Below are 6,764 nucleotides of genomic sequence, written 5' to 3'. Positions count from 1 at the left end.
TGTTTATTAATCATTTCTATCGTTTCACCCATAGAAATACCGTGATTTTTAGATGGGTTTAACTCTTCATTGATAACTGATTCCAGTTCAATTTTATATTTTTCTTTGAACTCATTATGCCATGCTTCATGCGAATTATTTTCAACTAGAGGAATCAAAGCGTCCAAAGCTTCTTTCACATCAGCTAATACCGCAACTGTTGTTTTTACATTTTTATCCACTTCTGCAGGATCAATTTCAAAGTGAATTACTTTGGCTTGTTTGGCATAAGTAGCTAAATTCCCTGTTACACGGTCATCAAAACGCATTCCCAACGCAATCAAAACATCGCATTCATTAGTTAAGATATTTGGACCATAATTCCCGTGCATACCCAACATACCTACATTCAAAGGATGTTCTGTTGGTAAAGCTGAAAGACCTAGAATTGTCCAAGCTGCAGGAATACCTGTTTTTTCTATCAATGCTTTTAATTGTTCTTCGGCTTCACCTAAAATAATTCCTTGACCAAAAATGATATATGGTTTTTTGGCATTGTTTATTAAATCGGCAGCTTCTTTAACTTTTTCAAGATTTAAAGTAGGTCTTGGTGTGTAGCTTCTAATACTAGTACATTTTTCATAACTAAAATCCAGTTCGTCAAATTGAGCATTTTTAGTAATATCAATTAATACTGGCCCTGGACGTCCTGATCTTGCTATAAAAAACGCTTTTGCAATAATTTCTGGAATTTCATGCGCTTCGGTAATTTGATAATTCCATTTGGTTACTGGAGTAGATATTCCAATAATATCTGTCTCTTGAAATGCATCCGATCCCAATAAATGTTTACCAACTTGCCCTGTGATGCAAACCATTGGCGTTGAATCTATTTGAGCATCGGCAATTCCTGTAACTAGATTTGTTGCTCCTGGTCCAGAAGTAGCAATTGCAACTCCAACTTTCCCTGTAGCTCTTGCAAATCCTTGTGCAGCATGCGTTGCACCTTGTTCATGACGCACCAAAACGTGATGCAATTGATCTTGAAATTTATATAATTCGTCATATACAGGCATTATCGCTCCTCCAGGATAACCATAAACTAGGTCAACTCCTTCAGCTAATAAGCATCTTATAACGGCTTCCGCTCCTGATATTTTCATTTTATTTATATTTTTTACCTCTAAATCTTTAAAATTTTAGACTTAAAGGCTTGTTAGTTTTTATTAAATTATTTGTCGGTAACACATCCCTCAGAGGCACTGGAGACCGAACGCATATATTTAAGTAAAACTCCTTGTTTGATTGGTGATTCTGGTCTTTTCCAATTAGCTTTACGCTTTGCCAATTCTTCGTCAGAAATTTTCATGTTAATGGTATTATTTACCGCATCAATTGTAATAACGTCTCCATTTTCTATCAATGCAATTCCACCACCTTCATACGCCTCTGGAGTAACGTGTCCGACGACAAAACCATGTGACCCCCCAGAGAAACGTCCGTCAGTAATCAAAGCAACCGAATTTCCTAAACCAGCTCCCATAATAGCAGATGTTGGTTTTAACATTTCAGACATACCAGGACCTCCTTTTGGACCACAGTAACGAATAATCACTACGTTTCCAGGTTTTACTTCACCTGCTTGTATTCCTCTAATTACATCTTTTTCACCTTCAAAAACTACTGCTGTACCTTCAAAAAACTCTCCTTCTTTACCGCTAATTTTAGCAACACAACCTTCTGATGCTAAGTTTCCGTATAGAATTTGAATATTTCCAGTCGCTTTTAATGCTTTTTGGATTTCATGAATCACTTCTTGTCCATCATGCAAATCAGGAATTGAAGCTAAGTTCTCCGCAATTGTCTTTCCAGTTACAGTTAAACAATCACCATGTAAGAAACCTTCTTTTAATAAATATTTCATTACCGCAGGTACACCACCTACATTATGCAAATCTTCCATTAAATATTTACCGCTTGGTTTCAAGTCGGCTAATAATGGTGTTTTATCACTGATATCTTGGAAATCTTTCAATGTCAATTCGATGCCAACAGAATGTGCCATTGCAATTAAGTGCATTACAGCATTTGTAGAACCTCCTAAAACAGCTACCATCGTAATTGCATTTTCAAATGCTTTACGGGTCATTATATCTCTAGGCTTAATATCTTTTTCTAATAATACTCTGATTGCTTTACCAGCATCAACGCATTCTTGTTTCTTTTCAGCGCTCAAAGCAGGATTAGAAGAACTGTAAGGCAAACTCATTCCTAATGCTTCAATTGCAGACGACATTGTGTTTGCGGTATACATTCCACCACAGGCACCTGCACCTGGACAAGCATTTTGAATTACTCCTTTGAAATCTTCAGGTGTAATCGTGTTCTTGATTTTTTTACCTAAAGCTTCAAAAGCAGAAACAATATTCAAATCTTCACCTTTCCATTTTCCTGGATGAATAGATCCTCCATAAACCATAATAGAAGGGCGATTTACTCTACCCATAGCCATTAAAGCTCCTGGCATATTTTTATCACAGCCTGGAACTGCAATCAAACCATCATACCATTGTGCTCCCATAACTGTTTCTATAGAGTCTGCAATTACATCACGAGAAACCAAAGAAAAACGCATTCCATCATTACCATTAGATATACCATCACTTACACCAATAGTATTAAAAATCAATCCAACTAAATCTTCTTTCCAGACGCCAGTCTTAATATCTTTAGCCAAGTCATTTAAGTGCATGTTACACGGATTTCCGTCGTAACCCATACTCACAATTCCTACCTGTGCTTTTTTAAGATCCTCTTCCGTCAAACCTATTCCGTAGAACATAGCTTGAGAAGCTGGTTGTGTTTCGTCTTGCGTGATTATCTTGCTGTATTTATTTAATTCCATTCTATTATTAATTTGTGTATTTTAAATTTTATCTAAAAAAAAACCTCCCAAAATTATGGGAGGTTTTAAATATGTTTTCACTTATATTTATACCAATCCCTTTTCATATGTGATAATCACAATGACACTTAGAACTAAAAGGACGTTGGTAATGCGTTTCATTTTCTTAAATTTTTAACTCTGCAAAAGTATAAAAAACAAATCCAATAAAAAAACATTTTATCAACAAACTAAGAGTTTTTAGTGATATAATGCAATATTTTATGATTTTTACTAACTAAACAATAGTCGATTGTCCAATTTGAACATTATCGTTTTTGAAATACAAATCATCTTTACTTAATATGACATTTGAAATAAAATCTCCAACATCATTAGTCCCAAATCTTGAACCCGGGTTCAAATCAATTGTAACCACTTTATATTCAATAGCTTTCTCAACAGCTTCATAAACTTTTTTAGCCTCTTTTTCTAATCCAAAATGTTCTAACAACATCGCTGCAGATAAAATAGAAGCAATCGGATTAGCTATATTTTTACCTTTCGCTTGTGGATAAGAACCGTGAATAGGTTCAAAAAGCGCTTTATTATTACCAATCGATGCCGAAGCCATCAAACCAATAGATCCCATAATAGCGCAAGCTTCATCTGACAGGATATCACCAAATAAATTTTCGGTTAAGATTACATCATATTGTTTTGGGTCTGTGATTATTTGCATAGCAACATTATCGATATATTGACATTCCAATTTCACGTCTGGATATTGAAGAGCAATTTTTTTGACAATTTTCCTCCACAACCTAGAAGTTTCCAATACATTAGCTTTATCAACCAATGTTACTTTTTTTCTCCTGCCTTGCGCTGCTTTGAATGCTTGATGCGTGATACGATTAATTTCATTTTCAGAATACTCACATATATCTGATGCGAAAGTGCCTTCTTCATTAATTACTTTCTCACCATAATAAGAACCTCCTGTCAATTCTCTAAAAATTACAAAATCTACATTTTCGATAACCTCTTTTTTTATAGGAGAAGCATCCAATAGATTTTTAAAAGGCTTAATAGGTCTAATATTAGCATAAAGCCCCAATTCTTTTCTAAGCTTTAATAATCCTTGTTCTGGACGAACTTTTGATTCCGGATTATTATCGTATTTTGGATTTCCAATAGCTCCAAACAATACTGCATCTGTATTTAAACAAAGATTCAGTGTTTGTTCCGGTAATGGATTTCTTGTTTTTTCAATGGCAGTTGCTCCTATTAAAGCATCCTCAAAAATAAACTCATGATTATAGGCAACACTAATAGCGTACAATGCTTTTTTAGCTTGTAAAATAACCTCTGGGCCTACACCATCTCCTGAAAGTACTGCTATTTTTAAGTTCATAATTATTTATTTTTAAAAGTAATTGTATCGAATAAAACTAATAGACGCTTATTTTACTTGCTTCAATAATTTGATGAATATCATCATCCAAAACTTCTTTTTTGATATCGGCAAATTTCAAAAACTCAACATAAACGATATCCAATTGCACTTTTGTAAGTTCGTAGCCCACTTTTTTGGCTCTGTAAGCCAAAGCTGCTCTACCACTTCTTGCTGTTAGAATAATGGACGACTCATTGACGCCAACATCCAAAGGATCCATGATTTCGTAAGTTGCTCTGTTTTTAATCACACCATCTTGATGAATTCCTGAACTGTGTGCAAAAGCATTGGCCCCAACAATTGCTTTGTTTGGCTGTACAATCATTCCCATACTTTCAGAAACCAATCGACTCATTTCATTCAATTGCTTGCTATCAATATCTGTATATAAATTCAAGTATGGATGTTGTTTGAAAATCATAACTACTTCCTCAAGTGCTGTATTTCCAGCTCTCTCCCCTATACCGTTGATCGTACATTCTATTTGACGAGCTCCATTTACTGCTCCTGCAATTGAGTTCGCAGTTGCCATTCCTAAATCATTATGACAATGACAAGAAAGGATAACATTATCAATACCTTTTACATTTTCTTTAAGGTATTTTATTTTTGCACCATATTCTTCAGGTAAACAATATCCAGTTGTATCAGGTATATTAAGAACTGTGGCTCCTGATTTAATTACTTCTTCACAAACTTTTGCCAAGAAAGCATTTTCTGTTCTACCGGCATCTTCAGCATAAAATTCTACATCTTCAACATAAGATTTAGCATGTGCAACTGCACGTTTTGCTCTTGCTATTACATCTTCACGAGTTGTCTGTAATTTGTGAATGATGTGTGAATCAGAAGTTCCGATTCCAGTATGTATTCTAGGTCTTACAGCATGTTTCAAAGCCGCAGCAGCAACATCAATGTCATTTTCTACAGCTCTTGTAAGACCGCAAACCGTTGCATTTTTAACAATTTTACATATTTCAGAAACAGATAAAAAATCACCTGGACTTGAAACAGGGAAACCAGCTTCAATGATATCTACCCCCATTTCATCAAGGCGATTAGCTATAACGAGTTTTTGGTTGGTGTCTAATTTACATCCTGGGACTTGTTCTCCGTCTCTTAAAGTGGTATCAAAAATTTGGACTTTCTCTCTATTCATTTTAATTTATTTAATGTAATTTCACATCTTAAAACAAAAATAGTTTTCATTTACTTAGAACTAAACCTGTTTTTAAATGAATATACTACTTATAAAGTAAAAAATAACAACGTAATAAACTGTAAATCAATACATTAAATACTTTTATAATACAATGGCTAACCATCAAAAAGATTTTTTATTTGTATTAATAAAATCCCTTTCCAAATCTGAGAAAAGACAATTCAAAATATTTGCAAGCCGATTGGAGACCAGTTCCAATACCAAGTTTATAGAACTTTTTAATATTTTGGACAAATCAGAAGTGTATGATGAGAAACTGATTCTAAAAAGCGGTTTGATAAAAAAAGCACAATTATCAAACCTAAAATCCTATTTGTACAAACAGATTTTAGTGAGCATTCGTTTGAATATTCCTAGTCAGAACATTCGATATCAACTGAGAGAACAAATTGATTTTGCTGCAATCCTATATAATAAAGGACTTTACAAGCAGAGTTTGAAAATATTGGATAAAACCAAACAACAAGCCATCGAAAATGATGAAAAATACATGGCTTTTGAAATTGTTGAATTTGAGAAACTGATTGAATCACAATACATCACCAGAAGTATTCAGGGTCGAGCTGACGAATTGGTTATTCAAGCCAAAGAATTAAACTATCGCAATACTATTTCGAGTAAATTATCCAATTTGTCTCTTCAACTGTACAGCATTATGCTCAAAACGGGCTTTGTGAAAAGTGATGAAGAATACAAATACATAGATGATTATTTTAATAAGCATATTGCTCGCTTAGATCAATCTAAGTTTGAGTTTAGAGAAAAATATTGGTTTTATAATGCAAATTTATGGAGAAGCTTCTTAGTACAAGATTTTCTTTCCTGCTATAAATATGCCTACAAATGGGTAACTTTATTTTATGACAATCCAAATATGATTTTCTTAAATCCTGTTTTCTTCCTAAAAGGGAATCATTATTTGTTAGAGTCATTATTTATGCTCAAATACAAATCAAATTTTAAAAAGTATTTAGAATTGTTGGAAGAAACGATCAATGATCCACGTTTTCCTGTAAACGATAATATTGCTTCACTATCATTTCTTTATTTGTATAACAACAAATTAAACTATCATATATTGGAAGGTACTTTTGCGGAAAGCGAATACTTAATTCCAGAGATTTTAAATAAAATAAAAGTTCACAGTGAGCATTTGGATGAACACCATGAGATGATGTTCTATTACAAAATCGCCTGTATTTATTTTGGAAATGAAAAGTATC

Annotated in this window: 5 protein-coding genes; 1 reads left to right on the top strand and 4 read right to left on the bottom strand. The window is 33.6% G+C overall.

From position 1 onward, the window contains the following. From VFS71_RS19405 to VFS71_RS19390, 4 genes are all read right to left on the bottom strand, one after another. On the bottom strand, positions 1-1,142 hold a 1,142-nt coding region (locus VFS71_RS19405), incomplete at its 3' end, for a thiamine pyrophosphate-binding protein (protein WP_326403326.1). A 68-nt stretch (positions 1,143-1,210) separates the two neighbouring features. Further along, entirely contained in the window at positions 1,211-2,884 is a 1,674-nt protein-coding gene (gene ilvD, locus VFS71_RS19400) for a dihydroxy-acid dehydratase (protein WP_326403325.1), read from the bottom strand. Between the two features lie 277 nt (positions 2,885-3,161). Beyond that, complete coding sequence (gene leuB / locus VFS71_RS19395) at positions 3,162-4,277, bottom strand: 3-isopropylmalate dehydrogenase (protein ID WP_326403324.1); 1,116 nt, start codon at positions 4,275-4,277, stop codon at positions 3,162-3,164. 37 nt (positions 4,278-4,314) lie between these two features. Continuing rightward, entirely contained in the window at positions 4,315-5,478 is a 1,164-nt protein-coding gene (locus tag VFS71_RS19390; RefSeq protein WP_326403323.1) for a 2-isopropylmalate synthase, read from the bottom strand. A 154-nt stretch (positions 5,479-5,632) separates the two neighbouring features. Here VFS71_RS19390 and VFS71_RS19385 point away from each other — a divergent pair. Then, a partial coding sequence (locus VFS71_RS19385; protein WP_326403322.1) for a hypothetical protein occupies positions 5,633-6,764 on the top strand: 1,132 nt, incomplete at its 3' end.

The sequence above is a fragment of the Flavobacterium sp. genome, assembly GCF_035760125.1.
GTDB lineage: Bacteria > Bacteroidota > Bacteroidia > Flavobacteriales > Flavobacteriaceae > Flavobacterium.
The sequence above is the reverse complement of the archived record's forward strand: the minus strand, read 5'-3'. Positions and strand labels throughout refer to the sequence as shown.